The 25,080-nt window shown below is 61.8% G+C and carries 25 protein-coding genes, 1 tRNA gene and 2 pseudogenes; 14 read left to right on the top strand and 14 right to left on the bottom strand.

Translation table 11 applies throughout. The annotated features are described in order from the left end of the window. Positions 1-277 precede the first annotated feature (277 nt). Together V6093_RS08425 and V6093_RS08420 are read right to left on the bottom strand one after the other, a co-directional pair. A complete protein-coding gene (locus V6093_RS08425) occupies positions 278-754 on the bottom strand; it encodes a MarR family winged helix-turn-helix transcriptional regulator (RefSeq protein WP_003251120.1) in 477 nt (158 codons plus the stop codon). Between the two features lie 70 nt (positions 755-824). After that, positions 825-1,877: a 2,5-dihydroxypyridine 5,6-dioxygenase gene (locus V6093_RS08420; protein WP_028699472.1), complete on the bottom strand. Its 1,053-nt coding sequence runs from the start codon at positions 1,875-1,877 to the stop codon at positions 825-827. Positions 1,878-2,198: 321 nt separating this feature from the next. Between V6093_RS08420 and nicC the strand changes: the two genes are divergently transcribed. The 6 genes from nicC to V6093_RS08390 all read left to right on the top strand — a co-directional run bounded on the left by nicC (position 2,199) and on the right by V6093_RS08390 (position 8,526). Continuing rightward, the gene (gene nicC / locus V6093_RS08415; RefSeq protein ID WP_108078820.1) at positions 2,199-3,347 is read left to right on the top strand and encodes a 6-hydroxynicotinate 3-monooxygenase; all 1,149 of its coding nucleotides are present in this window, start codon (positions 2,199-2,201) and stop codon (positions 3,345-3,347) included. Next, positions 3,344-4,150 carry an N-formylmaleamate deformylase gene (nicD, locus tag V6093_RS08410; RefSeq protein WP_047604720.1) on the top strand — a complete coding sequence of 269 codons (807 nt, stop codon included), beginning with the start codon at positions 3,344-3,346 and terminating at the stop codon, positions 4,148-4,150. The genes nicC and nicD overlap by 4 nt, the downstream gene beginning before the upstream one ends. 13 nt (positions 4,151-4,163) lie before the next feature. Further along, a complete protein-coding gene (locus V6093_RS08405; RefSeq protein WP_003251112.1) occupies positions 4,164-4,916 on the top strand; it encodes a maleate isomerase in 753 nt (250 codons plus the stop codon). A gap of 15 nt (positions 4,917-4,931) precedes the next feature. Next, the gene (locus V6093_RS08400) at positions 4,932-5,573 is read left to right on the top strand and encodes an N-carbamoylsarcosine amidohydrolase (protein WP_003251109.1); all 642 of its coding nucleotides are present in this window, start codon (positions 4,932-4,934) and stop codon (positions 5,571-5,573) included. A gap of 208 nt (positions 5,574-5,781) precedes the next feature. Next, entirely contained in the window at positions 5,782-7,095 is a 1,314-nt protein-coding gene (locus V6093_RS08395) for an MFS transporter (RefSeq protein WP_003251108.1), read from the top strand. A 138-nt stretch (positions 7,096-7,233) separates the two neighbouring features. Beyond that, positions 7,234-8,526: an OprD family porin gene (locus V6093_RS08390; RefSeq protein WP_047604719.1), complete on the top strand. Its 1,293-nt coding sequence runs from the start codon at positions 7,234-7,236 to the stop codon at positions 8,524-8,526. Positions 8,527-8,697: 171 nt separating this feature from the next. Here V6093_RS08390 and V6093_RS08385 read toward each other — a convergent pair whose 3' ends face one another. After that, entirely contained in the window at positions 8,698-8,883 is a 186-nt protein-coding gene (locus tag V6093_RS08385; protein ID WP_004577268.1) for a hypothetical protein, read from the bottom strand. Between the two features lie 911 nt (positions 8,884-9,794). Further along, the gene (locus tag V6093_RS08380) at positions 9,795-10,700 is read right to left on the bottom strand and encodes a LysR substrate-binding domain-containing protein (RefSeq protein ID WP_406669766.1); all 906 of its coding nucleotides are present in this window, start codon (positions 10,698-10,700) and stop codon (positions 9,795-9,797) included. A 98-nt stretch (positions 10,701-10,798) separates the two neighbouring features. On the opposite strand from V6093_RS08380, the gene V6093_RS08375 reads away from it, so the two are divergent. After that, positions 10,799-11,560, top strand: a complete 762-nt coding sequence (locus tag V6093_RS08375; RefSeq protein WP_003251098.1) for a TSUP family transporter — start codon at positions 10,799-10,801, stop codon at positions 11,558-11,560. 1 nt (position 11,561) lies between these two features. Here the strand turns inward: V6093_RS08375 and V6093_RS08370 are convergent, their stop codons facing one another. The 5 genes from V6093_RS08370 to V6093_RS08350 all read right to left on the bottom strand — a co-directional run bounded on the left by V6093_RS08370 (position 11,562) and on the right by V6093_RS08350 (position 16,215). Further along, the gene (locus tag V6093_RS08370; RefSeq protein WP_003251095.1) at positions 11,562-12,986 is read right to left on the bottom strand and encodes a GGDEF domain-containing protein; all 1,425 of its coding nucleotides are present in this window, start codon (positions 12,984-12,986) and stop codon (positions 11,562-11,564) included. 137 nt (positions 12,987-13,123) lie between these two features. Beyond that, positions 13,124-14,953 (bottom strand): SLC13 family permease, encoded by a 1,830-nt coding sequence (locus V6093_RS08365; RefSeq protein WP_047604718.1) that lies wholly within the window; start codon positions 14,951-14,953, stop codon positions 13,124-13,126. Between the two features lie 124 nt (positions 14,954-15,077). Beyond that, a complete protein-coding gene (locus V6093_RS08360; RefSeq protein WP_003251091.1) occupies positions 15,078-15,470 on the bottom strand; it encodes a glycine zipper domain-containing protein in 393 nt (130 codons plus the stop codon). A 73-nt stretch (positions 15,471-15,543) separates the two neighbouring features. Beyond that, on the bottom strand, positions 15,544-15,735 hold the full coding sequence (locus tag V6093_RS08355) for a hypothetical protein (protein ID WP_080580367.1): 192 nt from the start codon (positions 15,733-15,735) through the stop codon (positions 15,544-15,546). Positions 15,736-15,924: 189 nt separating this feature from the next. After that, positions 15,925-16,215, bottom strand: a complete 291-nt coding sequence (locus V6093_RS08350) for an RcnB family protein (protein ID WP_003251088.1) — start codon at positions 16,213-16,215, stop codon at positions 15,925-15,927. Positions 16,216-16,332: 117 nt separating this feature from the next. On the opposite strand from V6093_RS08350, the gene V6093_RS08345 reads away from it, so the two are divergent. Together V6093_RS08345 and V6093_RS08340 are read left to right on the top strand one after the other, a co-directional pair. Further along, a complete protein-coding gene (locus V6093_RS08345; RefSeq protein ID WP_012051882.1) occupies positions 16,333-16,683 on the top strand; it encodes a hypothetical protein in 351 nt (116 codons plus the stop codon). A 169-nt stretch (positions 16,684-16,852) separates the two neighbouring features. Next, positions 16,853-17,674, top strand: a complete 822-nt coding sequence (locus V6093_RS08340; RefSeq protein ID WP_012051883.1) for a bifunctional 2-polyprenyl-6-hydroxyphenol methylase/3-demethylubiquinol 3-O-methyltransferase UbiG — start codon at positions 16,853-16,855, stop codon at positions 17,672-17,674. Here V6093_RS08340 and V6093_RS08335 read toward each other — a convergent pair whose 3' ends face one another. The 4 genes from V6093_RS08335 to V6093_RS08320 all read right to left on the bottom strand — a co-directional run bounded on the left by V6093_RS08335 (position 17,675) and on the right by V6093_RS08320 (position 20,814). Then, positions 17,675-18,442: an SDR family oxidoreductase gene (locus V6093_RS08335; RefSeq protein ID WP_003251082.1), complete on the bottom strand. Its 768-nt coding sequence runs from the start codon at positions 18,440-18,442 to the stop codon at positions 17,675-17,677. Between the two features lie 36 nt (positions 18,443-18,478). Continuing rightward, entirely contained in the window at positions 18,479-19,546 is a 1,068-nt protein-coding gene (locus V6093_RS08330; protein WP_047604717.1) for a phosphotransferase family protein, read from the bottom strand. 183 nt (positions 19,547-19,729) lie between these two features. Next, positions 19,730-20,047, bottom strand: a complete 318-nt coding sequence (locus V6093_RS08325) for an SCP2 sterol-binding domain-containing protein (protein WP_003251077.1) — start codon at positions 20,045-20,047, stop codon at positions 19,730-19,732. Between the two features lie 56 nt (positions 20,048-20,103). Continuing rightward, positions 20,104-20,814: a histidine phosphatase family protein gene (locus V6093_RS08320; protein WP_003251075.1), complete on the bottom strand. Its 711-nt coding sequence runs from the start codon at positions 20,812-20,814 to the stop codon at positions 20,104-20,106. A gap of 197 nt (positions 20,815-21,011) precedes the next feature. Between V6093_RS08320 and sohB the strand changes: the two genes are divergently transcribed. Both sohB and V6093_RS08310 read left to right on the top strand, forming a co-directional pair. Continuing rightward, positions 21,012-22,031 carry a protease SohB gene (sohB, locus tag V6093_RS08315; protein ID WP_004577258.1) on the top strand — a complete coding sequence of 340 codons (1,020 nt, stop codon included), beginning with the start codon at positions 21,012-21,014 and terminating at the stop codon, positions 22,029-22,031. A 154-nt stretch (positions 22,032-22,185) separates the two neighbouring features. Next, a tRNA-Cys gene (locus V6093_RS08310) sits at positions 22,186-22,259 on the top strand. Between the two features lie 102 nt (positions 22,260-22,361). Here V6093_RS08310 and V6093_RS08305 read toward each other — a convergent pair. Further along, positions 22,362-22,793: pseudogene (locus tag V6093_RS08305) on the bottom strand (integrase); the annotation flags it as partial. Between V6093_RS08305 and V6093_RS08300 the strand changes: the two are divergent. The 3 genes and pseudogenes from V6093_RS08300 to V6093_RS08290 form a co-directional block, all read left to right on the top strand. Then, positions 22,790-23,245 (top strand): annotated as a pseudogene (locus V6093_RS08300) (glycoside hydrolase family 19 protein); the annotation flags it as partial. The pseudogenes V6093_RS08305 and V6093_RS08300 sit on opposite strands and share 4 nt — an antisense overlap. After that, positions 23,245-23,799: a lysis protein gene (locus V6093_RS08295; RefSeq protein WP_406669765.1), complete on the top strand. Its 555-nt coding sequence runs from the start codon at positions 23,245-23,247 to the stop codon at positions 23,797-23,799. The pseudogene V6093_RS08300 and the gene V6093_RS08295, both read left to right, overlap by 1 nt. A 151-nt stretch (positions 23,800-23,950) precedes the next feature. Then, positions 23,951-24,745, top strand: a complete 795-nt coding sequence (locus V6093_RS08290; RefSeq protein WP_406669764.1) for a DNA adenine methylase — start codon at positions 23,951-23,953, stop codon at positions 24,743-24,745. The last annotated feature ends 335 nt before the right edge of the window (positions 24,746-25,080 follow it).

Here is a 25,080-nt window from a genome sequence, read left to right as displayed (position 1 = left end):
TAAACCCGCGCCTACGACGGCCTGTGCCGAACCCCCGATGCGTGTGTAGGAGCGGGTTTACCCGCGAATACGGTGGCGGCGGAAACGGCGAAGGGCGGGTGGAAATTGGCCAGCAGGCCCGGCCCATTCGTGGGTGAACCTGCGCCTACGAAGGCCTGCGCCCAACCCCCGATGCGTGTCCAATGTGAGCGAGCTTGCTCGCGATGCGCCGCGCGGGCGGCGCTCGATCTCTCAGGCCGCGTATCTGTGACGACCACCGCGGCAGTCACAACAAATTTCAGCCCGCGTTTTCGTCGCTGTCGATCATCTTGCGCAGCAAGTACAAAATGGCTACACGTTCGCCGGCATTCAGGCTGCCCATGCTCAGTTCGCTGATCTGCCGGGCGCAGGGGATCATTGCATCGAGCAATGCCGCGCCGCTTTCGGTGAGTTCGACGATGACCTTGCGCCGGTCGCCTGGGTCTGGCGAAAGCTGCACCAGCTCACGGGCCTTCAGGCGCTCGACGATGCCGCGGATGGTTGCCTGGTCCACCGCGGTGGCCTTGATCAGCTCAGCCTGGGAGCTGGGGCCGTGGTCGCGCAGGGCGCACAGCGTGACGAACTGGATCGAGGTAAGCTGCGGGTCGCAGGCCTGCTGCTGGAAAATCGCCGTGTGCCGCTGGTAGGCCTTGCGCAGCAAGTGCCCGACCTGTTCGGTAACGTCGTAGGGGGTGTTGTCGAGCGGGGCGCTGCTGGGGGTGGTTTTTTTCGACATAGGATGGCTTGGGCTGGGTGGAAAGAGGCTGGCCGGCCGCCAATAGCGGAGCGCCCGGCCAGTATAACCCCTATCGCGCTCGCGACTCCTCTGGTGCAACCACGTCGCCGGCCAGCACTACCGCCTTGTCATCCAGGTAGATATCGCAGTTGCGCAGCGGGATGTCCAGGTGGCACGGGGTCTTGCGCTTGCCGCCGACCTCGGTGTTGGGGCCAGTGGAGAACAGGAAGTTGCCGTAGAACGCACGGGCATCCATGCACATGCCGTCGTTGCGGTCGTGCAGGCCCATGGCCGTCCATTGCGCGCGCGGCTGCAGGCCCCAGCCTATGTGCGAGATGCCGTATACCTCGGGGTCGTTGAAGTACTTCATGTAGTCACGCAGGTACTCGGCCTCGAAGCCGCCATGTATGCCGGTGATGAAGCCTTTTTCGATTTCCAGGGTGATGCGCTCGCGGCAATAGTTCTTGAACGGCAGGATGATGTCGCCCACGTCCAGCACCAGCGTGCCCTCGGCGCTGTCCTCGTTCGGCCAGGTGAACAGAAAGCCGCTGGGCCAGTGGTCCCAGCGCCCCGGTTCGTCGGCATAGCCGTACTCAGTCACGGCCGGGTACTGGCCGAGCGGGGCGTGGAAGTCGCTACCGGCCTTGGACCGCACATGCAGGCTGCGCGCCTGTTTCAACAGGGTTTCGGCAGCCAGCACCCGGCGTTTGTCGTCTTCGGTCGGCAGCATGCGCGCCAGCACCTCGGGTGGCTCCACGGCCAGCAGGATGCGCGTGCCGGTCTTGAGAATCTGCTCCTGCTCGGGTGAGTGCAGCAGCATCATGGTGTCGACGATCAGGTCGGCTGCTTCCAGCGCCCGCTGCGCCGCCAGGTTGCCGGTCAGCGCGGTGTCGCCGCAGTAGGCCGTCATGTCGTTGCCCATGGCGGTCGGGTGGTTGAACGCCGGCAGCTCTACCGCATACACCTTGGCCTTCAAACGCTGGGCGGCCTCCATGGCGGCGTTGACCGTGCGCGGGTCGGAGTAGTGGCTCTTGAGCACGGCCACGCTCTGCGTTTCGTCCACGCGAGACAGCTTCAGTACGTGCTCGAACATCTGGGTCAGTTGTGCATTGCTCACCGGCATCGGGGTTCTCCTGGGTGGCGTTGACAGGGGCGCACCATGGCAGTGCCTGGTGCTTCATCTCGGTGCAAAATAATAGTGTGTACACCCTACTTGTGCAGATGAAAACGCATCCTGCCAGCGAGCGCAAGTTATCTGTTCAAACGTTACATATCCACACATTGGCCAGTATTTGCGGTAACAATCAGCCGGGTGTCGTTTCGATCAGCTGTTTGAAAAATATTTTCGGCAGACTCTTTTCAAAGGTCATTTGTAGCGTATACGCTCTAAATCGTCAGGCGGTTGAGCCGCTGGCCACCTATCAGAACAAGAGGAGACATACCCATGCGGGGTAGGCAGAAAATCGCAATCGTCGGTGCAGGTCTGGGTGGGGCAGCCGCCGCCACATTGCTGCAACAGGCCGGGTTCGATGTCGAGGTATTCGAACAGGCTCCGGCGTTCACCCGCCTGGGCGCGGGCATTCATATCGGCCCTAACGTGATGAAAATCTTCCGCCGCATGGGGCTGGAGCAGAAGCTGGAGCTGATGGGCTCGCACCCGGACTTCTGGTTCAGCCGCGACGGCAATACCGGTGATTACCTGTCGCGCATTCCGCTGGGCGAGTTTGCCCGCCGCGAATACGGCGCCGCTTACATCACCATCCACCGTGGCGACCTGCACGCCCTGCAGATCGAGGCCATCCAGCCGGGCACCGTGCACTTCGGCAAGCGCCTGGAAAAGATCGTCGACGAAGGTGATCGGGTGCGCCTGGACTTTGCCGATGGCACCCACACCGTGGCCGACATCGTCATTGGGGCCGACGGCATCCACTCGAAGATCCGTGAAGCGTTGCTGGGGGCTGAAGCGCCGATCTACAGCGGCTGGGTCGCGCACCGTGCACTGATTCGCGGGGTGAACCTGGCACCGCATGCCGATGTGTTCGAGCCCTGCGTCAAATGGTGGTCCGAAGACCGCCACATGATGGTCTACTACACCACCGGCAAGCGCGACGAGTATTACTTCGTCACCGGCGTGCCACATGAAGCCTGGGACTTCCAGGGTGCGTTCGTCGACAGCAGCCAGGAAGAAATGCGCGCAGCCTTCGAAGGCTACCACCCCACCGTACAGAAGCTGATCGACGCTACCGAATCGATTACCAAGTGGCCGCTGCGCAACCGCAACCCGTTGCCGTTGTGGAGCCGTGGCCGCCTGGTGCTGCTGGGCGACGCCTGCCACCCGATGAAGCCGCACATGGCCCAGGGCGCGTGCATGGCCATCGAGGACGCGGCCATGCTGACCCGCTGCCTGCAGGAGACCGGGTTGTCGGACCACCGCACGGCGTTCTCCCTCTACGAGGCCAACCGTAAAGAGCGGGCATCGCAGGTGCAATCGGTATCCAACGCCAACACCTGGCTCTACACCCAGGAAGACCCAGCCTGGGTTTACGGCTACGACCTCTATGGGCAGCAGCTTAAAAGCGGGGAGGCGGCATGAGCACCTTCGTCGCTGGTGGTAACGTCAGCGCCAATGGCATCCGCCAGCATTACCTGCGCTATGGCGGCAAGGGCCATGCGCTGATCCTGGTGCCGGGCATCACCAGCCCAGCGATCACCTGGGGCTTTGTCGCCGAGCGCCTTGGGCAGTATTTCGACACCTATGTGCTGGATGTGCGCGGGCGCGGCTTGTCTTCAAGCGGCCCCGAACTGGACTACGGCACCGACGCTTGTGCTGCGGATATTCCCGCCTTTGCCGCCGCGCTAGGCCTGGATGGCTACCATCTGGTCGGGCACTCGATGGGGGCGCGTTTTGCCATCCGCGCTGCCGCCCAAGGGGCACCGGGACTGCAGCGGCTGGTGCTGGTCGACCCACCGGTGTCCGGGCCGGGCCGCCGCGCCTACCCGAGCAAGTTGCCGTGGTACGTCGATTCGATCCGCCAAGCCACGGTTGGCATGAGCGGCGATGACATGCGCGCCTTCTGTGCCACCTGGAGCGACGAGCAGCTGGCCCTGCGTGCCGAGTGGCTGCACACCTGCTACGAGCCGGCGATCGTGCGGGCCTTCGATGATTTCCACGAGGTCGATATCCACCAGTACCTGCCCGCGGTGCGCCAGCCGGCATTGCTGATGGTGGCCGGGCGGGGTGGAGTGATCGAGCCCCGTGACATTGCTGAAATGCGCGAGCTCAAGCCGGATATCCAGGTCGCGTACGTGGGCAACGCCGGCCACATGATCCCCTGGGATGACCTGGACGGTTTCTTCGCCGCCTTTGGCGACTTCCTCGACCACCCCCTCGTCTGACGGAGCACGAGACATGACCCAGCTATACCGCATCGGCCAGATCGTGCCGAGTTCGAACACCACCATGGAAACCGAAATTCCGGCGATGCTCAACGCGCGCCAGGCGATCCGCCCCGAGCGGTTCACCTTCCATTCCAGCCGCATGCGCATGAAGCAGGTGAAGAAGGAAGAGCTGGCCGCGATGGACGCCGAGTCCGACCGCTGCGCAGTCGAGCTGTCCGATGCCAAGGTCGATGTGCTGGGCTATGCCTGCCTTGTGGCGATCATGGCCATGGGGCTGGGCTATCACCGCCAATCTGAAAAGCGCCTGCAGCAGGCCACCGCCGACAATGATGCACTGGCACCGGTGATCACCAGCGCCGGGGCGCTGGTCGAGGCCTTGCATGTGATGAAGGCCAAGCGCATTGCCATCGTCGCGCCGTACATGAAGCCGCTGACCGAGTTGGTGGTGAACTACATCCGCGAAGAAGGCTTCGAGGTGCAGGACTGGCGCGCGCTGGAAATCCCCGACAACCTCGCCGTGGCCCGTCACGACCCGGCCAACCTGCCGGGCATCGTCGCCGGCATGGACCTTGAAGGCGTCGATGTGGTGGTGCTGTCGGCGTGCGTGCAGATGCAATCGCTGCCGGCAGTGGCCAAGGTCGAGGCGCAAACCGGCAAGCCGGTGGTCACCGCTGCAATCGCTACCACCTACGCCATGCTCAAGGCGCTGGACCTGGAGCCGATCGTGCCGGGCGCCGGTGCCTTGCTGTCGGGCGCCTACTGAAATCGGGAGACGGACATGAGCGACGCACAAAGCGCCCGTGACAACTACCAGGGTGTGTGGGGCCAGCGCATCGGCTTTGGCCGCAAGCCGGCCCTGCTGATGATCGACTTCATGCAGGGCTACACCACCCCGGGCGCACCGCTGTACGCCCCGGGCGTGGTCGCAGCGGTCGAGCAGGCCGCCGGCCTGCTGGCGCTGGCCCGCGACTGCGGTACCTTGGTGGTGCATACCAACATCCGTTACCAGCCGCCGCATTTTGCTGACGGCGGCGTGTGGGTGCGCAAGGCGCCGGTGATGAAGGACATGGTCGAAGGCAACCCGCTGGCAGCCTTTTGCGAGGCCGTTGCGCCACAGGCAGGGGAGGTGGTGCTGAGCAAGCAGTACGCCAGCGCTTTCTTCGCCACCAGCCTGGCCCCGCTGCTGCATGCACAGGGGGTAGATACCGTGGTGCTGGCTGGCTGCTCGACCAGCGGCTGCATCCGCGCCAGTGCGGTGGATGCCATGCAGCACGGGTTTCGAACCATCGTGGTGCGCGAGTGTGTCGGTGACCGCCACAGCGACCCGCACGAAGCCAACCTGTTCGACATCGACAGCAAGTACGGTGATGTCGTCACCCGGCAGGATGCCATGCAGCAACTCAGGCACCTGGCCGGCTGAACGCCGGGCAGCGCCTATCCAATAACAATCAAGGACCGGTGCGGGAAGCCCGTCCATGACCGCCTGCTGTCCGGGTGGTCGCCCCGCAGGAGCACTCGGGGTCTTCAGGCGCTGTCCAGGCCCGCCGCGTAGAATGCGCGGCGTGCCCGGCGCGTCGAAAACTGCTGGCCTTAAAACAACCACAAAGTCGCCCGCCAGGAGACAGGAAATGCCAATTGCGAATGCAACCACGGTCCACAGTGACATCGACCATGGCACGAAAGCGCTGTACAGCAAGATCACCTGGAGGCTCATCCCCTTCTTGTGTTTCTGCTACCTCGCAGCTTATCTGGACCGCATCAATGTCGGCTTCGCGAAGCTGCAGATGCTCGAAGACCTGCAGTTCAGCACAGCGGCCTATGGCCTGGGTGCAGGGCTGTTCTTCGTCGGCTACATCATCTTCGAAGTGCCGAGTAACCTGATCCTGCAGCGCGTTGGCGCCAAGCTGTGGATCGCCCGCATCATGATCACCTGGGGCCTGCTGTCGGCCTGCACCATGTTCGTCACCAGCACCACCCAGTTCTATATCCTGCGTTTCCTGCTGGGTGCGGCCGAGGCCGGCTTCCTGCCAGGCGTGTTGTACTACCTGACCATGTGGTACCCCACCTATCGCCGCGGGCGCATCATTGCCCTGTTCATGATCGGGCTGCCGTTGTCGAGCGTGATTGGCGGGCCGATTTCTGGCTGGATCATGGGGCATTTCGACCAGGTTCAAGGTTTGCATGGGTGGCAGTGGCTGTTCCTGCTGGAGGCGATCCCCAGCGTTTTGCTCGGCATCCTCACGTTCTGGGCATTGCCTAACCATTTTCAGCAGGCCAAGTGGCTGTCGGCTGACGACAAGGCACAACTGGCGGCAGACCTGGCCGCCGACGATGCCGAGGGCAAGGACAGCAAACACAGCTTCCGCGATGGCTTCTTCAACCTTAAGGTGTGGATGCTCGGTGGTATCGACTTTTCGATCCTGCTCAGCGCCTATGCAATGGGCTTCTGGATGCCGACCTTCATCCGCGATGCGGGCGTCAGCGACACCTTCCATATCGGCCTGCTCACGGCCATTCCAAGCCTGGCCGCGCTGGCTGGCATGCTCATGATCGGGGCCAGCTCCGACCGCCACCGCGAGCGCCGCTGGCACATCATCGTGCCGTTCATCATTGGTGCAATCGCCATGGCCAGCAGCACCTTGTTCAGCCAGAACCTGGTGATGACCGTGGTGCTGTTCGCCATTGCCTCGGCGGCGATCATCGGCGCGGTGCCGGTGTTCTTCAGCCTGCCGGCGACCTTCCTCAAAGGCACCGCAGCCGCCACCGGCTTTGCCCTGGCCTGTTCGGTAGCCAACATCGCCGGCCTGGTGAGCAACTCACTGATGGGCGTGGTCACCGACCTCACCGGCACCTCGCACGCTGCGCTGTGGGTGTTTGCCGGCTGCCTGATCCTCAGCTGCTTCCTGGTCATCGCCTTGCCGGCCAAGCTGGTCAACCGCTAGCGGCCCAGCGCTTCACGCAACGGCAGGGCAGGCGGGCCGGGGGCCCGCCTGCCGACCTCTCTCGATGCAACCCGCACGCCGGTGGCCATGCAGTGCCGCCGCGCCGGGTTGCTGTTGCCCAAATCCAGGAGTAGCCCTATGCAAGGTTTCACTGCGCCGCGTTTTTCTTCGTCTGCACGCCTGGCCGGCGGTTGTATTGCCGCCGCTTTGTGTGCAGAGGCCACGGCAGAAGAGGCCGGTTTCATCGAAGGTGCCCGCGCCACGCTGCAGGTGCGCAATTACTTCTTCAGCCGCGACTATGCCGATATCAAAGGCGCCAGCACCCAGTCGCGCACCCAGGAATGGGCGCAGGGGTTTATCCTCAATGCCAGCTCCGGTTATACCCAGGGCACCCTTGGCGTGGGTGTGGATGTTACCGGCCTGCTGGGTTTCAAGCTCGACAGCAGCCCGGAACATGCCCGGTCCGGGTTGCTGCCCAGTCTGGACAGCGGCAAGTCGGCGGACGAATACAGCCGCCTGGGTGCGGCGATCAAGTTCAAGGTGTCGCAAACCGAGCTGAAGGTGGGCGAGTTGATGCCCAACCTGCCGGTGCTGCTGTTCAGCGATTTGCGCCTGTTGCCGCCGACTTACCAGGGCGCGATGCTGGAGTCGCGCGAGTTCGCCGGGTTGACCCTGAACGCCGGCCAGTTCCGCTCCACCAGCCTGCGCGACTCGTCCAACAGCCAGAAGATGTACGCGCTGGTCAACGACCCGATCAACCCGGCGCGGCTGGCGCGCTTTACCAGCGACCGGTTCAACTACGTGGGGGCCGACTATGTCTTCAACGACAACCGTACCAGCGTCGGTGTCTGGCAGGCGCAGCTGGAGGATATCTACCAGCAGCGCTTCTACAGCTTCAAGCATGCCGAGCCGATCGGGGGCTGGACGCTGGGGGTCAATGCCGGCTACTTCGATGCCCGCGAGGACGGGAGCAAGGTGGCTGGCGACTACGATAACCATGCGCTGTTCAGCCTGTTCTCGGCCAAGACCGGCGGGCATACCTTCTATGTGGGCTATCAGCAGATCGGCGGCGATGACGGCTTTATCCAGGTAGGCGCCAACACCAACCCGATGGGTAATACGCTGCCGACCTATGAGTTCTCGGCGCCGGGTGAACGCTCGTGGCAGGTGCGCCATGATTACAATTTTGTCGCGTTGGGGCTTCCGGGGCTGACGTCGACCCTGCGTTATGTAAAGGGGCGGGACGTGGACACAGGGCTGGGCTTTGAAGGGCGTGACCGCGAGCGTGACCTGGACCTGGCCTACGTGGTGCAAAGCGGGCCGTTGGCCGGGCTTGGGATACGGGTGCGCAACGTGATGGCGCGCTCCAACTACCGGACAGATATCGATGAGAACCGCTTGATTCTGAGTTACACGATCAAGGTGTTCTGAGGGGGTAGATGGCCCGGCGCCAGCTCGGTTCCCGAAGCAACCTTGTGCTGCGAAGAAGCAATTACGGCCTAAGGCAGTCGTTTGCCTGACCGCCCTCTTCGCAGCGCAAGGCTGCTCCTGCACGGTGATGGGTAGGTTTGAGCTGTGGAGCATGACAATTGCCCTTGCAGGTCACTGCAAGGTGTCGGGCTTCAGGCTATCTGGCAGTTGCCGAAGGGCCTCCTCAAGCCGAGCGATCGGCCCAGTGAGTTGATCCGCTTCCTTGTCCTTGCCTTCACCTCTTAAGCGCTCACGCTCAACGCGCAGGTTAAGCAGATTTTTCTGCAACTTCAGTGCAGAGGTTTTGAACGAGTCCATGCTTTTCTCACGCTGTAGGCTTCCGTACCGTTGTAGGAAAAATGGACCGTAGCAGCTCGAATTTGCCGGAGAAACTGATGTTTCATACAGGCAAGACTCATTGCCACGCCATTTCCTACGGCGTGCGGTAAACAATCCTACAAACCGTGTTTCAGATCGTGTCCTCCCAAACAAGCTCAATCTACCGTATTGGCTGGGTTCAGGCGCTTTCGAGGGGCAGCGCACTTAACGCAGGTACTGCAGGCGTGTTTAGAAACTTCATGTATCAATTCCCGGCCCGCGAGCGACAGGTGCTCAGCGTCAACCACTGCGGCTGAATCCAGCCCAGCGGCATCTGCGCATCACATCTGATCCGCTTTTTTTCCATAAACCTGAATCTGTAACCGTATCAGCCCAAGCTCGACAATGTGCCCATTCCCGCATCACAACTGTAGAGGTTCCAATGGGCAAGCTGGCGCTGTTCCTGGGTGGTTTTCTGCTGCTGACCATTCTGATTGGTATTCTTGGCACCATTCCGCCAAGCTGAGTTCACTGCTTTTTCCCCTGCGCGGCCCGTCCACTTCAAGCGACGGGCCCAATCCATCGGCAAATGGCCGGTAATCTCTTTGATTGCACTGCTGGATCAGCAGTAGGTGCAAGTCATTCTCAAGTGCAGAAGCCTCGTTTAGCTCCCGCCGCTGCGCATTCGGTGGAGTTTGGCTTTGGCGTCGATACGCGCGGTACGCAGGCGTGGATCGAGCTGGCCAAATTGGCCAATTCGGCGTGTCTGCTTGTGCGATAAGTCGTTCTTTACGCTGGGAAATCTGTCCACAAAAAACGTGGGTAGGTCTGTGGATAAAGTGCTGCAAGCCAGACCCGCGGCGGGCTCTGTTAAATTGAGCAGAAATTGAACAGTTGTTTTATGGCCTGTTTCAGTGGAGCGGGCCGGCTCGGCGTATGGCTGCCAGCAAGTCACGTACCCGCGTCGGCAACTCGCCGGCAGGGTACACAGCATGCATCTGTGGGTCCTGGCCGCTGCTGGACGTCAGGCGGTACTGCGGACACACCCGCACCAGGCGGCCGGCCTTGACCTGTGCTTCGCCGACCCAGGCGGCAAGGCGGGCGATGCCGGCGCCAGCCAGGGTGCTGTGGTATACCGCGCCTCCTGAGCCCAAGCGAAGCCGGGGTCTGGGGCGCAGGCTGGTGATCTGGTCATCGTGGCAAAAGTGCCAGGCCTTGAGGATGCGTGGCGCGGTATGCAGGATCAAGGTGTGTCCCTCCAGGTCTTCCGGGTGTTGCGGTGTACCAGCCAGGGCCAGATATGCCGGGCTGGCATACAGGTGGCGCTGGTAGGGCCAAAGCGGGTAGCCGATCAGCTCGCTCGATTGCGGGAAGGCACCGCGCACCACGAAATCGAATTTACCTTGCAGCGGGTCAAGGGCTTCGTCGCTGTACTGCACGTCCAGGGTCACCTGAGGGTGGCGGCGGGAAAACTCGGCAAGCACTTGCGGTAGCACATGCTCTCCCAGCAGTTGCGGCGCGGCAAAGCGAATCCAGCCTTGGGCGCTGCCGCTGAGCGCGGCCAGTTCGTCGGCAGCATCGCGTTGCACATCCAGCAAGCGTTCGGCATGCGGCAGCAAGCGCTCGCCGGCCTCGGTCAGGGTGACGGCGTTGGCGTTGCGGTTGAGCAGTTTGCTTCCCGCATTGTCTTCCAGGGTGTGTACCGCGCGTGTAACTGCGCTGGGTGAACGCCCCAGGGCGCGGGCGGCAGCAACGAAGCTGCGCTTGTGCGCCACGCTGACGAACGCCTGGATTTCCCGCAGCATGTCCAGTGCCATGGCCTGCTCCTCGTTGCAGTTATCGCAATATGGCATTTCAACACAAGTGTGCCACTTTGATTAGCCTTGCAGGCGTCTTCACTGCCTGGAACCGCGTCATGATGGATATTGCTGTGCTTTCTGTGTTCGCCTTCGCCGCTGGGTTGATCGACGCCGCGGTGGGTGGCGGCGGGCTGATCCAGATCCCGGCCTTGTTCAACGTATTGCCCTCCGCGCAACCGGCCGCATTGCTCGGCAGCAACAAATTGGCGTCCGTGTGCGGCACGGCCTTCGCGGCCCGCTCGTTCATCCGTAAAGTGACGCTGGATTGGGGGTTGATCGTACCGGCGGCACTCAGTGCCTTTGTCATGTCGTTCGCGGGGGCCGCCACGGTGTCGCTGGTACCCCCCAGCGTCATGCGCCCGGCGGTGCTGGTGCTGATCGTGCTGATGGCTGTCTACACTTTCTGCAAGAAGGACTTCGGCACCTTGCACACACCTGCCCAGGTCGGCCGCAAGGAGCAGTGCCTGGCAGTGCTGATCGGCGGCGCTATCGGCTTCTACGATGGCCTGTTCGGCCCGGGTACCGGTAGCTTCCTGATCTTCCTGTTCATCCGCTTCTTCGCCCTGGACTTCCTGCACGCCTCGGCTTCGGCCAAGGTGGTGAACATTGCCACCAACCTGGCGGCACTGGTGTTCTTCGTACCGACAGGCAACGTGCTGTACGCCATAGCCTTGCCCATGGCGGCGTGCAACATTCTCGGCGCGCTGACCGGTACCTGGCTGGCGGTACGCAAGGGTGCCGGGTTTGTCCGCGGGCTGTTCCTGGTGCTGTTGTGTGTGCTGATCGCCAAGCTTTCGTGGGACCTGCTGGCCGGCTAGTTCAGATCACCAGGCGCTGTGCTTCGGCCTGTTCGACGCGGTTGCGGCCCCGGGCCTTGGCCCGGTACAGCGCCTGGTCGGCACTCGCCAGCAGTTCGTCGAGGCTGGGGGCCGGCATGTCTGCGTCGCAGCCTGCCACACCGATACTCACGGTAATCTGCAGGCGCTGGTCGGCCTGTACCACGTGCAGGTCTTGGATGGCGCGGCGCAGGCGTTCGGCGATGAAGTTGGCCCGCTCTGGCGCAAGTCCGGGCAGGATGACAACGAATTCTTCGCCACCCAGGCGTGCGATCAGCTCATCGTTGTGCAACTGGTCCTGGAGGGTGCTGGCGAATTGGCGCAGCACCTGGTCACCGACTGCATGGCCATGGGCATCGTTGATTGACTTGAAGTGGTCGATGTCCAGCATCATCAGGGTCAGCGGCAGCGCCTGGGCGTGCTGTTGACGGCTCTCCAGCAGCGCGTTGGCGCGGCGTGTGAAGGCGCTGCGGGTGAGCACACCGGTGAGGTGATCGACGGTGGCCTGGTGCGCCAGGCGGGCCATGAGGCTACGGTTGGCCTGGCTGACGCAGGCCACCACCAGCGGCCCGAGCACCAGCATGGCGATGCCCAGGCGCGCCGACATCAGCGTGGTAACCCCAGGTTCGCTCTGCGGCACGCTGAAATGCATGAGGTTTTGCGCCACAGCCACAATCAGCGTACTGCCGGCCGTGAGCGTCAGCAATGAAACCAGGAACGGTGAGTAGGTCCAGGCACACCACAGTAACGCGGCAATCGGGAAGGCAATGGCCCCAGGGCCACCAAAGGCGATGCTGAACGCCAGCGAGGCCAGCAGCACCAGCAACGGCGCCAGGCGGATGGGTTGCGCGCCGCCGCGCACCAAGGCCCGCACCGAGGGCGCTGTAAGCAGCACCGGCAGTACCAGCACACCGGTCGAGAACTGTTCGCTGAACCAGGCTAGCCAGGTGGCGCGCAACGACTGTTCGAACCACGGTGCGGCCATTACCGCTGCCATGCTGGCCGCCACCATGGCAGCGGCGGCGCAGGCGGCGAACACGCTAAGCACGCCGTGCGGGCTGCGCATGCGCCGGTGCATGCGTGGCAAGCGCGACATCAGCAGCCAGAGGGTGACCACCACGCCAAGATTGCACAGGTTGAACCACAGAGCCGGCCCCCAGGCGCTGCCACACAGCAGGTCGGCCCCCACCATGGCCAGCCACACCAGGCAAAAGCCCGTAAACGTGGCTTGACGGGGGTAGCGCAGGAGTACGCCGGCCAGTACCGCATTCACTGGCCAGAACAGCGACAGCGATTCGATCGGGCGTGCCAGGATGCCGCCCAGGGTGAGGGCGAAGGTCACGCCAAGTACAACGACATAAGGCAACACGCGCGATTGGGCTGGAAAAACCATGAACTCGACCGGCAAGCGGAAACGAAATCCAGGACAACGCGATGGAGCACCTGGGATAATTACCTGCAGTGTGTTGGGTCACGGTGGTTGATGTCAATCTGCCGCGATCGGTTGCGATAATGTCAAATAGCCTCTACTCCTGGCTGCTTTCCTCACAACCCGAAGAACCACGGCACCATCACGACGGTAACCAGCATCACCAGCACGGTGAACGGCACGCCAATCTTGACGAAGTCAGCAAAGCGGTATTGCCCCGGCCCAAGCACCAGCGTGTTGACCGGCGATGACACCGGCGTCATGAATGCCGCCGACGCGGCCAGCGCGACGGTCATGGCGAACGGGTAGGGCGACATGCCCAGCTGCGCTGCAGTGCTGACAGCCACCGGTGCCATCAGAACAGCGGTGGCGGTGTTGGAAATGAACAGCCCGATCACTGCGGTGACGGCGAACAGGCAGGCAAGAATGGCGCTGGGGCCGGCACCCCCCAGCACGTTCACCAGCCCACCCACCGCCAGGTCGATGCCGCCGGTTTTCTGCAGCGCCTGGGCGAAGGGCAGCATGCCCACGATCAGCACCAGGCTTTGCCAGTGGATGGCGCGGTAGGCACTGTTCATGTCGATGCAACGGCCTGCGCCCATCAGCAGGCAGCCGATCAGCGCTGCAATGACATTGGGTACGGCGCCGCTGACCATTAGCCCGACCATTACCGCCAGGCTAAGCAACGCTTGCGGCGCGCGGGTGCGGGCTGGTGCGACCAGGTCGATCTCGGCGGGAAGGCTCAGGACCAGGAAGTCTTTGGGCTTGCTCTGCAACTGGCGTACCGCCTTCCACGGGCCGACCACCAGCAGGGTGTCGCCAAGGCGCAGCTTTTCTTCCACCAGTTGCTCTTCGATAGCGGCCTGATCGCGGCGCAGGCCGACCACGTTAAGGCCATAGCGGGTGCGAAACGCCAGTTCGAGGATGCTCTTGCCGATCAACTGCGAGCCGGGTGGCAGCGAGACCTCAGCCATTCCCAAATCCTGGGATTGATCGATGAAGTAGGCGGCCTTGAAGTGCAGCGGCTCCAGTTGCATGGTTTGGCACAGGCTGCGCAGGTCGTCATGCTTGGCGAACAGGTCGAGCAGCAGCACGTCGCCCTGATGCAGTACGGTGCCCGAGTCGGCCGCGATCACGCGCGTGGTGAACTTGTGTTGGCGCTCGATACCGATCACGTTGGCGCCGTGTCTGGTGCGCAGTTTCAGCTCGCCAAGGTTGTGGCCGATTAGCGGCGACTGAGGGCGGATGCGCAGGCGTCGTTCACGGCCGTTGAGCTTGTAGTCCAGGACCAGATCCAGCAAGGTGCGGCGGCTTTCCACCCGGCCGTCCTTGCGCACTTCACCGTTGAGCCAGTGGCGGGTCAGCAGCATGTACCCGATACCCAGCACCAGCACCACCAGGCCAAACGGGGTAAAGCTGAAGAAGCTGAACCCTGCTTCGCCATGGCGTACCAGCTCGCTGTGCACCACCACGTTGGGCGGTGTGGCGACCAGGCTGAGCATGCCACTGATGAGGCCGGCAAAAGCCAGTGGCATCATCAGGCGGCTGGGTGAGAGCTGCAGGCGCGCAGCGATGCTCAGCACCACCGGGATAAAAATGGCCACCACGCCGGTGGAGCTCATTATCGATCCCAGCCCGGCCACCGCCACCATCAGCAGTACCAGCAGGCGCGCCTCGCTATTGCCGGCCCGCTCGCTCATCCATTCGCCGATGCGATAGGCAATGCCGGTGCGCACCAAGCCTTCACCAATCACGAACAGGGCGGCGATCAGCACCACGTTGGGGTCGCTGAACCCGGCCAGGGCCTGTTCCACGGTAAGGATGCCGAGTAGTGGCAGGGCGAGAATCACCAGCAGCGCGACCACGTCCATGCGTGGGCGGTTGATGACGAACAGGGTAATCACGATGGCCAGCAGGCCGAGGACCCAGAGCAACTCATGGTTCATGGGGAGGGGGTGTTCCTTCACACGGGCACGATAGACAGTAGCAGTCAGTGTGCCAGCTTGTCGTGAAGGGGGTGTTGATGTGCTGCAACAAAAAGGGCCGCTATGCGGCCCTCCGGTCACGGGGTCAGTGACGGTGGCGGTGGTGCTTCTTGCTGCCGCGGTTGTCGTCGCCCAGATGGTTGCCGAGGGCACCACCGGCCGCGCCGCCCAGGCCGGCACCCACGGTCGAACCGGTCTTGCCGCCTACTGCGCCGCCCAGCAGCGAGCCGCCAGCCGAGCCCAGGCCACCGCCAATGGCGGCTTCGGTACGGTTGCCCTTGCGCGCACCGACAGCGCTGCCGGCTGCGCCGCCAACGCCGGCACCGATGGCTGCGCCGGTCTTGCCGCCGAGCTGTTGACCAACAACGTTGCCCAGGACACCCCCCAGGCCACCGCCAATGGCGGCAGTACCGTCACCGGCGAAAGCGCCCTGGCACAGCAGCAGGCCGAGGGCAAGGGAAGGCAGAGTCAGACGCATGATACGAACCTCAAAGGAATCATCAGGATAAGTTGCCGCGCAACGAGCGGCAGGTCAGGGCTGAAAGGACGCTTCAGCGGTAGTAGCGGTCACCGCGGTATTGCCGATCGTCATCGTCGTCGCGGTCATGGCGGTGGTGGTGGCGATGGTCACGGTCACGATCGCGGTCACGCCAGCCGTCGTCATCATGGTAGCGATGGCTATGGCAACCTGCGGTCAGCAGAACAACAGCAACCAGAGAAAGGCTTGCAAGACGCGTGAGCACGATATAGGTCCTTGATCCGCATAGGTTTACGGGGCACCTTTTAAGACTGGGGCCGATCGATTTGGTTTCCTGGGTGGGCAAAAAAATTGTGCGTCCCGCGATCAGCCCTGGCGTATCGACGCGTTCCAAGCGCACTTGGCCGGCGGCGAGGTGCCCTGCAATGGGTCGCCTTGGCCAGGGCATGTTGAATCAGGATGCCGGTTGAATCGCCAGCACCACGCCATTGGTGATCTGCACCAGCACGTAATGCTTGCCCATGCGCACCCAGTGGCTTTCCTTTTCCGGTTCGGGCAGGCCTTTGGCTTTCCAGTCCTTGACGGCCTGGTCATCGCGTTTGTACTGGTCCGGAGCCTTGTCGCCGACGTTCAGTTCACGGTTGTGGGTTTCGGGGGCGGTGATGCTTTCTTCGCTCGAGGGGGCGGCGCTGACGCTCAGGGGCAGGCAAGGCAGGGCGGCGAGTAGCAGGTAGTGCAGTTTCATGATGCGTTCCTCGTGATGGCATGTCTTATCTGCGACAGCGGCAAGTGCGTGGCAATTCACTCGGGATGCCTGCCAGTGCTAGAGTCGCCTTCTTTTTCGCGACCCCGAGGATGGAACATGCGTGCGATTCTGCCGTTGGCTGCGGTGCTGATGCTGGCCGGTTGTGCTTCTGCGACCATGGAAACGGCGCGTGGCGGCAAGCCGACTGCGCAGCTCGACTCGCACAAGGCGCCAGAGCTGGTGGCCCAGTGCATCCAGTTCAGCTGGCAGGAAGAGAAGGTGTTCGGTGATGACGCCAGCGGCTACCTGGAACCGCGCAAGCAGGGCGGGTTCACCGTGTTTACCCGTGAGGCCGAAGCGTTCGTGGACGTTTACCCGCAGTCGGGCGGGACGCGTGTGGATTACTACGCGAAGCAGAACGACGGCGTGGCCCTGCAGCGCCGAGCGGCTGCTGCAACCTGCCTGTAACGGCTGGCGCTATCGCCGCTCCTGTAAGGGCCCGTGCATTCAGGGTACTGAGCAAGGCAGTTGTTGCCACAGCAGAGGCGCGCGGGCTTTACAATTTTTATCAAGTCAGTTGTGTCTCAGGGCGCGGGGTGACGGCTAGCATAAGGTGCTTCCACGCAAGGACGACACCATGGACCGTTCACTGCAACTCAACCGTATAAGCTGGGATGAGCGTGCCCCGTTGCACGCCGCTTCAAAGGACTACGAGGTCGAGCGCCTGGTCCAGCAACACGGGCACTTGTCCGAAACCGTACGCTTCGACCTGCCATTGCTCGGTGACATCGACGGGCTTGATACGGTCCACTTGCAGTGCCACATCGGCACCGACACCCTGTCGCTGGCGCGCCTTGGCGCCAAGGTTTGCGGCCTGGATTATTCCAAGGCTTCGCTGGCCGAGGCACGGGCATTGGCCGAGCGATGCGCGCTGCCCATCCAGTATGTCGAGTCTGACGTCTATGCCGCCGACAAGGTACTGCCGGCGGGTACGTTCGACCTGGTCTACACCGGTATTGGCGCGCTCTGCTGGTTGCCCCGCATCGAGCCATGGGCACGCACTGTCGCAGCACTGCTGAAACCGGGCGGGCGGCTGTTCCTGCGCGACGGGCATCCGATGCTGATGGCTGTCAACGAAGATCATCAGGACCGCCTGCAGCTCGAATATCCGTATTTCGAGCACGAAGCGCCGACGGTGTGGCACACCGACCAGACCTACGTCGAAACCGATCAGCGCCTGGCCCACACCGAAACCCATGAATGGAACCACGGCCTGGGAGAAGTGATCACTGCCTTGTTGGCCCAGGGCCTGCAGCTGACAGCGCTGGTCGAGCACCAGAGCATCCCCTGGGAGGCGCTGCCGGGGCAGATGGTCAAGGGCGAAGACGGCGAATATCGCCTGCGCGAGCAGCCTGCACGCCTGCCCCTGAGTTACACCTTGGTCGCCGTCAAAGCCTGATCAGGACAGGAAGCCACCGTCGACATTGAGCGTGGTGCCGGTGGTGTAGCTGGAGGCATCGCTGGCCAGGTACAGCACCGCGCCCGCCATTTCCTTGGGGTCGGCCACGCGCTTGAGCGGGATCTGTTGCAAGGCGGCGTTGAGGATGGCTTCGTTCTTCACCAGTGCCGAAGCGAACTTGGTGTCGGTCAGCCCCGGCAGTAGCGCGTTGCAGCGAATACCGAAGGGTGCACACTCTTTGGCGAACACCTTGGTCATGTTGATGACCGCCGCCTTGGTCACCGAGTAGATGCCTTGGAACAGCCCGGGTGAAACTCCGTTGATCGACGCCACGTTGATGATGCTGCCGCCGCCGTTCTCGCGCATCAGCTTGCCAGCCTCCACTGACATGAAGAAGTAACCACGGATGTTCACATCCACGGTCTTCTGGAACGCCCCTGGGTCGGTGTCCAGCACATTGCAGAATTGCGGGTTGGTGGCGGCGTTGTTGACCAGCACGTCCAGTCGCCCGAACTGTTCGCGAATGCCAGCGAACACCTGCTGAATCTGTTCCAGCTCACCAATGTGGCAGGCCACAGCCGTGGCCTTGCCGCCGGCGGCAATGATGGCGTCGGCCACCTGCTGGCACCCGTCAAGCTTGCGGCTGGAAACGATCACATGGGCCCCTTGCTGTGCGAGCAAGTGGGCGATGGCCTCGCCGATGCCTCGGCTGGCGCCGGAAACAAAGGCAATCTTGCCGTCGAGGTCGAACAGGTGGGTCTTGGACATGCTGTTTTCCTTGTTATCCGTCGTCGTGGGCTGTGCTCAGAGGCTGGACTTGGAAATGACCTGCAAGGTCATTTGTTCCAGCAAGCGGTTCATGTGAATGAACTGGGCGAAACGCTTGTCCTGGGTCTGGCCGTGGTAGTAGCGGTAGTAGATCTGCTGAACGATCCCTGCCAGGCGGAACAGGCCATAGCAATAGTAGTAATCGAAGTTGTCCAGGCGGATGCCGGCGCGCTCGGCGTAGTAATCGACGAACTGGCGACGGCTGAGCATGCCCGGCGCGTTGCTTGGCTGGCGGCGCATCAACTGCACTGGCGCCGGGTCGCCGGCTTCGATCCAGTAGGCCAGGCAGTTGCCCAGGTCCATGAGTGGGTCGCCTAGGGTGGCCATTTCCCAGTCCAGCACACCGATGATGCGCATGGGGTTGTCTGCGTCCAGGATGACGTTGTCGAACCGGTAGTCGTTGTGCACGATGCTAGGGCGCGGGTGGTCGGCGGGCATTTTTTCGTGCAGCCAGGCGGTTACCGTTTCCCAGCGTGGCGCATCCGGTGTCAGGGCTTTTTCATAACGGCTGGTCCAGCCCTCGATCTGGCGCTGCACGTAGCCCTCAGGCTTGCCCAGGTCGGCCAGGCCGCAGGCGGTGTAGTCCACCTGGTGCAGCTCGACCAAGCGGTCGATGAAGCTTTTGCACAGGGCTTCGGTCCGGCCAGCGTCCAGGTTAAGTTCGGCCGGGATGTCCGAGCGCAGGATGATGCCCTTGACCCTTTCCATCACATAGAATTCGCCGCCGATCAGGCGGGTGTCAGTGCAGTGTGCGTAGGCCTTGGGGCAATAGGGGAAGCCGCTGTTGAGCTGGTTGAGGATTCGGAACTCGCGCCCCATGTCGTGGGCCGACTTGGCCTTTTGACCGAAGGGGGGGCGGCGCAGCACGAAGTCGCGGTCCGGGTAGCTGACCAGATAAGTGAGGTTGGAAGCGCCGCCAGGGAACTGGCTGATGCTCGGCAGGCCGTGCAGGCCGGGGATATTGGCTTTGAAGTAAGGGTCGATGACGGCCGCGTCGAGTTCTTCGCCGGGGCGTACCTGGGTGGACTGGTCGGTGAGCGTCATGCGTCTTCCTTATTCTCGATAGCAAGTACTATTGGGTAATCTAATGGTCCGCCAGGGTTGGAACAATCGTCCCATGTGCCAAATAGGTGAGGGTGTTGCTGGTGGATCACTGCACCGAATGCAGGGCAAAAAAAACCGAAGCCGTCAGGCTTCGGTTTTTCGATCATCCGGTATTCCCAGCCCTCAGGACGGGAACAGCTCGCTGAGTTTCATCGACAGCATCATGTCGCCCTCAACCCGCAGCTTGCCGCCCATGAAGGCCTGCATGCCGTCGGTTTCGCCGCTGACGATACCTTTCAGGGTTTCGGCGTCCATCACCAGGGTGCAGTTGGCATCCGGGTTCTCGCCTTCCTGCAGGTCGCAGGTGCCGTCCTTGACGATCAGCGCGTAGTGCTTGTCTTCGTCGGTGATGTTGAAGCCGAACACCAGGTCCAGGCCGGCGGCAGCGGATGGGTTGAATTTCTCTTGCATCTTTTTGACGGCATCAGCTACGGAGGTCATGGCGCATTCCTTATAGAGTGATTTACACGTCCCCGCAGGGACACAACAAGCCGGGCTTATCGGTAAGTGACAAGCTCCGGCGCCCTCAACAGCTGCACATGGGCCTGGCTGTTGAAGGAGGCCAGTGCCACGTCGCGGCCGCGAAACTTCAGCTGGCTGAGCGACGTGTTGATGATCTGCCAGTTCAGCGCGAACGCCTGGCTGGGGGTAATGCCGGTAACCAGATGGAGCAGGGCGGCAATGGTGCCACCCGAGGTGAAGATAGCAACATGATCGCCGCTGCCGGCGGTATCCAGCACGCGTTGCAGCCCACCTTGTACGCGGGATGTAAACGAACGCCAGGTTTCCAGGCCATTATCGGCATGCTCGCCATCGTGCCAGCGTTGCACCATCAACGCGAACAGACGCTGAAACTCGCTGCGGTGCTGCGCAGCATTGCGCAGCACATGCAGGGCATCGGGCTCTTCGGGCAGCAAGTCGGGCAACAGGGCGCGGATCACACCGTCGGCATCGAACTCATTGAATGCGGCGTCGGTCTCAACCGCCGGCACCGGGCAGCCGTTGGCGTGCAGCGCCTGCAGCGCCAGCCGTGCGGTATCCTGCTGGCGGCGCAGGTCGCCAGCCACGCAGCGATCCAGCCGCACGCCCAACTGGGCCAGGTGCTCACCCAGGGCCTGGCTCTGGCGCACGCCCACGGGCGAGAGGACGTCGTAGTCATCGGCACCGAAGGAGGCTTGGCCATGTCGAATCAGGTAGAGATTGCCCACGAAAGGTTCCGGCCTGTTGGAGGTTGCTGCGAGGTTAGGATGCGGCTCACGGGCTGTCAACGAAAAAACATACAAGCGTTTGAAAAGGTTGTTTGAAAGATGTTGCCAGCGTTTACACCGGCTGGCAGCACCACAGACGCAACGGTATGCTTGCAACAGTGACGCGCCGTAGTGGCGCAGGCATTTAAGGAGTCAACGTGGAGTTTCTTGCCGAATACGCAAGCTTTCTCGCCAAAACCGCCACCCTGGTCATCGCCATATTGGTGGTGCTGTCGGCGATCGCCGGGCTGCGTGGCAAAGGTCGGCGTAAATCGGGCGGGCAATTACAGGTCACCCGACTGAACGATTTTTACAAGGACCTGCGTGAGCGCCTAGAGTCCGGCTTGCTCGACAAGGCCCAGCTCAAGGCCCTGCGCAAGCAGCAGGCCAAGGCGGAAAAACAGCAGAAGAAGGGCAAGGCCGAGGACAAGAGCCGGGTATTCGTACTGGACTTCGATGGCGACATCAAAGCCTCGGCCACCGAAAGCCTGCGCAACGAAATCACTGCGCTGCTGACGCTCGCCACCGCGCGTGACGAAGTGGTACTGCGCCTGGAAAGCGGCGGTGGCCTGGTGCACAGTTACGGCTTGGCTGCTTCGCAACTGGCGCGTATTCGCCAGGCGGGCATCCCGTTGACCGTGTGTATTGACAAGGTGGCTGCCAGCGGTGGGTACATGATGGCCTGCATCGGCGAGAAGATCGTCAGTGCCCCATTCGCCGTACTGGGGTCTATTGGCGTGGTGGCGCAGTTGCCCAACGTCAACCGCCTGCTGAAAAAGCACGACATCGACTTCGAAGTGCTGACTGCTGGCGAATACAAGCGCACCCTGACCGTCTTTGGCGAAAACACCGAGAAGGGCCGGGAGAAGTTCCAGGAAGACCTGGACATCACTCACCAGTTGTTCAAGGATTTCGTCTCCCGCTATCGTCCGCAGTTGCACATCGATGAAGTGGCCACTGGCGAAGTCTGGCTGGGCGTGGCCGCCTTGAATCGCAAGCTGGTGGACGAGCTGCAGACCAGTGACGAGTACCTGAGCGAGCGCGCACGCAACGCCAACCTGTTCCACCTGCACTATGCCGAACGCAAGAGCCTGCAGGAGCGGATTGGCATGGCCGCCAGCGGTACCGTGGAGAACGCGGTGGTAGGCTTGTGGAGTAAACTCAGCCGCCTGCGCTAACACCTTGAACCCGTTGAAATTTTTTTTCGTTCAGGGGGTTGCAAGGTTAAAGGAATGAAGACATAATGGCGCCCATCGAAACGCAGCAAACTTTGAAAAAGGTTCAGCGTTTCAAGGAGATAGCAAAGCGCAAGCAGCTAGATCCGACCTTTGAGGCCGAGTAGCAAAGTGGTTATGCTCCGGATTGCAAATCCGTCTACGCCGGTTCGATTCCGACCTCGGCCTCCACCATTCGAAAGCCCCGCAGATTAACGTCTGCGGGGTTTTTCTTTGTGGTCTAGAAACGCCGATCATTTCCGCATCATCGGGCATCGTTTCCGCATCTGCCCACTATTTGGTCGGGCTGACCACCTCACCGACGCGGCGATAAACGCGTTTTGTAATCTCCTCCTTGGAATGTCCGAGCAGCCGGCTGGCGTGGCTAATGTCCTCAATCTCCGATGCCGCCTTCGGTCGGATATCGCGGAATTGGAATTGCCGAACTTTGGTGGCCAGGTCTGTGTTGCCATCGGCGATCAGCTTGCGTGCCGCCTTGTCACGCGCCTCACTGAAGCGATTCCTCAGCATTTCCCAGCTCATGCGCAGGCCGGAGTCGTTGGTGATGAGGCGTGAGTTGCGCACGCCTTGCAGCTTGCGTCTCTCCAGGAGCGCTTCGATGAACAGGCCCAGGCCGGTCGACTCGCCATTGATGTGCCGGCGGATCCGAAGCTTCTTGTCAGTCTTGTTCTGGCCGACCCACAGGTAGTCCTCGTCGAGGTCGGCGTATGGCTGCGTTCCTTGCACAAGTCGGCCATGAGTCGGGCCAGCTGCTGTATGTGCGAGAGCTCGGTAACGATGCCTACCTGGACAAGTACGACACCGGGCGGCTGGCGGAGCGCCTCGGCAACACCCCGGCGGCTGACGGTGATGGTCAGCGGTACCGTGGTCGTGGGCTTATCCAGATCACCGGACGCGACAACTACGAGTCCTGCGGCGAAGCGCTGTTCGGTGACAGTCGTTTGCTCAACACCCCCGATCTGCTCGAGCAGCCGGTCTACGCGTCGCTGTCGGCCGGCTGGTACTGGCAGCGGGCGGGGCTCAATAGCCTCGCTGACAAGGTGCTGCACGCCGATGACTCGGTGTTCGAGCTGATGACCCGCCGTATCAATGGTGGCTTGAACGGATTGAAGGATCGCCAGGCGCTCTACAAGCGTGCGCTTGAGGTGCTGCAGTAATGCCGCTGAATTGGCGTATCGCACTTCTGGCCGTGGCGATCGGGCTCTATGCCGGTGGGCGTGGAGCCTGGGTGTGGCAGGCCAGCGAGTACGGAAAGCGGTTGGCTGACCAGGCTGCAGATTATGCCCAGCAGCTGGCGGTTAAGGATCGGGCTTACGGTCGTGAGCGTGAGGAAGCAGCAGTTGCAGCCCTGGAGCAGTTGGCTGAGCAGAAAAGTCAGCGCAAAGACCTGGAGGATCGCCTGCAGGAGCAGGGCAAAACACATTGGAAGGAGATGAGCTATGCACAACAGATTCAAGCTCGCCTGCGTGACAGGCTGGCTACTGCTGACTTGCGGCTGTCAGTCCTTGTCGACGCCGGAGCCTTTGCCGCTCCGGGTGGTGACGGTAGGGTGCGAGAAGCCGCCGGCACCGGAGGCGTGGTTCATGGAGCCGTTCGCGCCCGACTTGACTCAGCGCATGCTCAACGAATTATCGGCATCACCGACGACGGTGACCGAGGACTGATCGCACTGAAGGCCTGCCAGGCCTACGTCCGCGAAGTTACCAAATGAAAAGAGGCGAGCCAGGTAGATGCGCCAACATCCAGCCCGGCCCGCCGAACCCGCAGACCATTCCTGCAAGTCCAGCCGCAGCCTCTGCCTTGTGCACAAAGCGCGGCGAGCCTAACACCTGTTTACCCATACAGTAAAGACTTGCATACCTATGACCTCTCCAATTATTCCCTGGATGGGTGGCAAGCGCCGCCTGGCCGACCGCTTGATCCCACTCTTTCCCCCTCATGAATGCTATGTAGAAGTCTTCGCCGGCGGTGCCGCGTTGTTCTTCATGCGTCCCCAGCCCGCCCCCGTGGAGGTGCTGAATGATCTCAACGGTGACTTGGTCACCCTCTACCGTGTAGTACAGAACCACCTGGAGGAGTTCGTGCGCCAGTTCAAATGGGCGCTTAGCTCCAGGCAGATTTTCGAGTGGCAGAAGATGACGCGCCCCGAGACTCTGACCGATATCCAGCGGGCCGCCAGGTTCTTCTATCTGCAGCAGCACGCGTTCGGCGGCAAGGTCACCGGACAAACCTTCGGTACTGCGACTACCGGTCCAGCCATTAACCTGCTGCGCATTGAGGAGAACCTGTCCGCCGCGTGGCAACGTCTCGCGGGTACCTACGTCGAGAACCTGTCCTGGCTCGACTGTGCCCAGCGCTACGACCGAGCACATACGTTCTTCTACATGGACCCGCCATACTGGCAGACTGCTGGTTATGGCGTGGATTTCCCGTTCGAGGAGTACGAGCGGATGGCCGACTTCATGCGGTGCTGTAAGGGCAGGGTGATGGTCAGCATCAATGACCACCCGGACATTCGTCGAGTCTTCGAAGGCTTCTACTTTGAGTGCCTCGACATCCGTTACAGCACCACTAATCAGCGTCAGTGCAAGGCTGAGGTGACCGGTGAATTAGTATTTATGAACTGGGAGCCATCAGGTCTGCAGCAGCTTTTCTAACTGGAGATACTGCAAGAGTCGGAACAGTTCAATGCACAACGTTAAAATAAGGTTTAAGGTAGTCATGACTCTCTCCGGTTAACTATTTCTGCTCGACTTGGTGGCGAGTGGGTTTTGATGGAGCGATTTAACCGGCGAATTTTGTTGTTTGTCAACAGCTGGAGTGTGCGTGCGAAGAGGGATTGTCGTTATTTAGGCGCCGGCGCGAGTCAAGTTGTCGTCACAGTGAGAGCATTATTAATGCCATAGCGCTAATCAACTTTGTACCACAGTGATGGTGCTATTTGTACCACAGCGCTAATCTACTTCGTACCACGGTGAGGGCGTTATTTGTG

The organism is Pseudomonas putida group bacterium ESBL64 (genome assembly GCF_045277175.1).
In the GTDB taxonomy this organism is placed as follows: Bacteria; Pseudomonadota; Gammaproteobacteria; order Pseudomonadales; family Pseudomonadaceae; genus Aquipseudomonas; species Aquipseudomonas alloputida.
Note: the sequence above shows the minus strand (reverse complement) of the source record. Positions and strands in the feature narration are given on the sequence as shown.

Bases quoted from the DNA above. Each gene is read 5' to 3' on its own strand.
- V6093_RS08425 (WP_003251120.1), bottom strand. From the start codon at position 754: ATGTCGAAAAAAACCACCCCCAGCAGCGCCCCGCTCGACAACACCCCC.
- V6093_RS08420 (WP_028699472.1), bottom strand. From the start codon at position 1,877: ATGCCGGTGAGCAATGCACAACTGACCCAGATGTTCGAGCACGTACTG.
- nicC (WP_108078820.1), top strand. From the start codon at position 2,199: ATGCGGGGTAGGCAGAAAATCGCAATCGTCGGTGCAGGTCTGGGTGGG.
- nicD (WP_047604720.1), top strand. From the start codon at position 3,344: ATGAGCACCTTCGTCGCTGGTGGTAACGTCAGCGCCAATGGCATCCGC.
- V6093_RS08405 (WP_003251112.1), top strand. From the start codon at position 4,164: ATGACCCAGCTATACCGCATCGGCCAGATCGTGCCGAGTTCGAACACC.
- V6093_RS08400 (WP_003251109.1), top strand. From the start codon at position 4,932: ATGAGCGACGCACAAAGCGCCCGTGACAACTACCAGGGTGTGTGGGGC.
- V6093_RS08395 (WP_003251108.1), top strand. From the start codon at position 5,782: ATGCCAATTGCGAATGCAACCACGGTCCACAGTGACATCGACCATGGC.
- V6093_RS08390 (WP_047604719.1), top strand. From the start codon at position 7,234: ATGCAAGGTTTCACTGCGCCGCGTTTTTCTTCGTCTGCACGCCTGGCC.
- V6093_RS08385 (WP_004577268.1), bottom strand. From the start codon at position 8,883: ATGGACTCGTTCAAAACCTCTGCACTGAAGTTGCAGAAAAATCTGCTT.
- V6093_RS08380 (WP_406669766.1), bottom strand. From the start codon at position 10,700: ATGGCACTGGACATGCTGCGGGAAATCCAGGCGTTCGTCAGCGTGGCG.
- V6093_RS08375 (WP_003251098.1), top strand. From the start codon at position 10,799: ATGATGGATATTGCTGTGCTTTCTGTGTTCGCCTTCGCCGCTGGGTTG.
- V6093_RS08365 (WP_047604718.1), bottom strand. From the start codon at position 14,953: ATGAACCATGAGTTGCTCTGGGTCCTCGGCCTGCTGGCCATCGTGATT.
- V6093_RS08360 (WP_003251091.1), bottom strand. From the start codon at position 15,470: ATGCGTCTGACTCTGCCTTCCCTTGCCCTCGGCCTGCTGCTGTGCCAG.
- V6093_RS08350 (WP_003251088.1), bottom strand. From the start codon at position 16,215: ATGAAACTGCACTACCTGCTACTCGCCGCCCTGCCTTGCCTGCCCCTG.
- V6093_RS08345 (WP_012051882.1), top strand. From the start codon at position 16,333: ATGCGTGCGATTCTGCCGTTGGCTGCGGTGCTGATGCTGGCCGGTTGT.
- V6093_RS08340 (WP_012051883.1), top strand. From the start codon at position 16,853: ATGGACCGTTCACTGCAACTCAACCGTATAAGCTGGGATGAGCGTGCC.
- V6093_RS08335 (WP_003251082.1), bottom strand. From the start codon at position 18,442: ATGTCCAAGACCCACCTGTTCGACCTCGACGGCAAGATTGCCTTTGTT.
- V6093_RS08330 (WP_047604717.1), bottom strand. From the start codon at position 19,546: ATGACGCTCACCGACCAGTCCACCCAGGTACGCCCCGGCGAAGAACTC.
- V6093_RS08325 (WP_003251077.1), bottom strand. From the start codon at position 20,047: ATGACCTCCGTAGCTGATGCCGTCAAAAAGATGCAAGAGAAATTCAAC.
- V6093_RS08295 (WP_406669765.1), top strand. From the start codon at position 23,245: ATGCCGCTGAATTGGCGTATCGCACTTCTGGCCGTGGCGATCGGGCTC.
- V6093_RS08290 (WP_406669764.1), top strand. From the start codon at position 23,951: ATGACCTCTCCAATTATTCCCTGGATGGGTGGCAAGCGCCGCCTGGCC.